At 60.3% G+C, this 3,242-nt stretch carries 3 protein-coding genes; all 3 read right to left on the bottom strand.

Annotated features, from left to right (window positions below; translation table 11 throughout):
- Positions 1-864 (bottom strand): TniQ family protein (locus ACS5Q1_RS41230; protein ID WP_473103659.1); only part of this gene is annotated, 864 nt, incomplete at its 3' end.
- An 8-nt stretch (positions 865-872) separates the two neighbouring features.
- Positions 873-1,754: a TniB family NTP-binding protein gene (locus ACS5Q1_RS41225; RefSeq protein WP_473103657.1), complete on the bottom strand. Its 882-nt coding sequence runs from the start codon at positions 1,752-1,754 to the stop codon at positions 873-875.
- Positions 1,755-1,762: 8 nt separating this feature from the next.
- Positions 1,763-3,169 (bottom strand): Mu transposase C-terminal domain-containing protein, encoded by a 1,407-nt coding sequence (locus ACS5Q1_RS41220; protein ID WP_473103656.1) that lies wholly within the window; start codon positions 3,167-3,169, stop codon positions 1,763-1,765.
- Between the last annotated feature and the right edge of the window lie 73 nt (positions 3,170-3,242).

Genomic DNA, 3,242 nt, shown 5'->3' with positions numbered 1-3,242 from the left:
AACGTGAGACAGGAAAGGGAGGCCCCTCCCCCTCCCGCTTTCAAGCGCCTCAAAGCGCTGTCGACCTCCCAAGCGTGTTTGCCGCCGTAAATCCGTGACCATGCGAACTGGGTCCCGCATGACGGTGGCGAGCCCAGCAAGAAGCGCAGTGCGGAGCAATATGGGTAGGAAGGGCTGCCGGACCATGTGTCTCTCAAGGCCATGGCGGTGGACCACCTCATCAAATCCGGGCACGACGGCGTTGAGCAGGCGCGATGGCCGATAGCCCTCCCGCAATTCACCAGGATCAGGCCAGCGCGGGAGCAGTAACAGTCGCATGAGCACCGCTGGAGACGGTACATCACCGCCGCCGGCCTTGTGTTGTTCGAAGGCAGCTTCGCCTTCGCACGCCCTCTCCCACACGGTACCGAACAGGTCTTTGTATTGCGCGATTTCGCCAGTGTGTTTATCGGAGGCTATGTCTATCAGGCGAGTGCCGCAGGCCCTGCAGGTGATACGCCATCCCTGAACCCAGCTTTTCAGGATTGGGGCTCCATAGGAAGCGGCGGGCTCAGTACAGGTCTGGCATCTCTGAGCCGGTGGGGCCCGCCGGATCAGGCGACGAACATCGTTGCACGCCTCAGCGTGGCTCATGGCAGCAATACGTGCAGGCTCACAGCGGAAACAGTCTGCGAGCACAATCTGCTGGGCGAGCGATGGCCCGGAATCAAGAGCCTCAAGGCAGGGAGCCTCCAAGCCGAGATGACTGAGCAGGCGGCGATTTCCCACCTCATAGAAGGCCGCATGGCGCGCCAGCCAGGATGACAAGAGTTCATCCGGCAAAGGCTTAAGGACAACCGGCAGGGAATTGATCGAGCGCCGCATGGCTGGCGTCACGAATAGGCGGCCTCAGGTCGGATGAGGGGCGCCCACTGTAAGACGGCATTGTCAGTAATCTGCTCGCGGCCATTCTCAATCGCAGCAATCGCCAAGGCGTTCAGCATCGTGAAGATGCCCGCCGTGAGCCCCTGGGTCGCTTGCAAGATGTGGCGAAGGGATTTCGCCGCCAGGACACTCGGCTGGAGCAGCGGCAGATTGCGCAGGGCTGCCCTGATCAGATCTTCAAACTCCTGGTTGGCCGACCACCGCGGCAAAGTAAATGCCTCAAAGCGGCGTGCCAGTTGCACGTCGCCGTGAATTGCCTCCCGTGCCTCCATCACCCCAAAGCAGACGAGCGACATTCTCAATTCATTGCTCAGGAACCGAAGGGTATTCAAAATCACGCGTTGGTCGCGATGGGATCCGCACAGGAGATTATGTACCTCATCGATCACCAGGACCTTGATCTGGGTGATCCGCAGAAGGCCAATCGCCTTCTGCTCCAGATCAGCCATGGTGGCGCGAGGATTGTGCGGAGCTCCCAGAGCCGTGAGAAGCTGAGCATAGAGACGCCGCTCACTGGGCTTCCCAGACATTTGCAGGCCCAGCACAGGTATTCTGGCGCTCCCCGTTTCCGGGTCGAAGTCGGGCGGGTGGTCGAGCCGGAACCTCTCCATGATCATTGTTTTGCCCATGCCGGAGTCGCCGTAGATCGCGACCGACGGCATCCGTGTCGTTCGGGGATGGTCGAGCACATGGCAGAGGATTGCCAGAGCCTGCCGGGCTCGTGGATATTGCGTCCAGCGATCAGCCCTAATGGCTCGGATACGCTCTTCGCTGGAAAGCCACAGGAGTTCAGCTGTCGCGGCATTTAGATGGTGTGCGTCGAGAACCACGAGAGATCCTACTCTTCCCCTGGGACTGGAATGCGCGAGTCAACCCCGCGCAGCGTCCCATATCCGTCATTGTCCGGCTCAAGCCGCTTTGGCGAGATACCGCTCCTTCGCACTGTCATGGTCGTACGGCTGGCTTGATCGACGATTCGCCGCTTTTGAGCGATTGCTCTCATCATGGCTGCTGTGTCTCGCTCATCACGGGCCTTCTTGTTCCGTTCCCTTAGCTCGCCTCGCCACTCGTGCAAAGACACCGGTGGCATGGTCAGATTGTTCCACCGCACTTCCAGGAAAGCCCCTGAGGGCCGCTGAACGAAGATGCGCGAGATATCGCGCGGGTCGTAGCGGACGAGCACCTTCTCATCCCCACGCCCCAAGTCGCGCGACAGAGCTCCATGCCAGTACTTGAGCCCAAAGAGGTGCAGGCCATCTGGTCTGAGTTGGCGCTTTTCATCCGGCAAGAACGAGACCCAAAAGCCCATCCGGTCGCGCGGCATCCGATAGGGGATTGAATTGCAGAACTCGCGCCAGACTGCAATCGGAGCCCGTCGGAGTCCCTCATGGATACGCTGGTGGTAGGATCCGGTGATTTCGATGGCCAGATAGCTTTCTAACTCCCTTAGCGTCATTCGAGCCGTGTGAGCGGAGTCGTATTCGCCACGTTTCTCGGGGCTACTGAACGTTGTGCCGGGCAAGAGATGCACGGCACCCATCATGGTCCCGATGAGCCTCTCAATATGACCACCCATGTGCGGCTGAGCCGGAGGTCTATAGATGATCTTCATGCCCTCGTTCTCGCATCCCAGGACGAAGGCGCGGCTCTTGAACTCTGGCGCATTGTCGACGTGAAGCGCTTCGGGCAAACCTGCGACAGGCCACTCTTGATCGATCCCACGTTCGCTAAGCCAGGTGGACTTGTCGAACACCGAATGCAGCAGACACAGGCCGACCGAGACGCGCGACGGCGCGCTCATGGAGACATGGAATCCTGTCACCATGCGGGAGAAGACATCGATGGCCAGCGTGAGCCAGGGGCGGCTGGAGAGCGGCTCGCGCGTTTGCTCGTCCACCACGATGACATCGATTTCGGTGTGATCGATCTGAACCACCTCGAGCGGTCGGCTGACTGTGTACTCGCCGGGAGTTGCTGTCGTGGCCTTGATGATCGCGGCTTCCCCGCGCTTCAGGCCTCTGACACGGGCATCGATCGCCTTGATCCTTGCCCGGACGGTTCTGCGATGGGGCAATGGCAGGTTTTTCTCAGCACACCTTGCGTGGACCTCATGGACCAAGTGGGTCAGGGTCGGTCTCGTAGGCTTGAGATAAACCTCCCGGATCGTATCCTCGATCAGCTGCTCGGTTTCATCGGACAGTGCCTTTGTCCCTGCCCTCCGGCCTCCTGTGCGGGGCTGGAGCATGCGTACGAGGTCGGGGCGTGTCCTCCGGCCTCCCGTCCCTGTTTCCGTGACAGGCTACTTTGGCTCGTCGACT

The sequence above is a fragment of the Microvirga sp. GN3 genome, assembly GCF_055792825.1.
The sequence above is the reverse complement of the archived record's forward strand: the minus strand, read 5'-3'. Positions and strand labels throughout refer to the sequence as shown.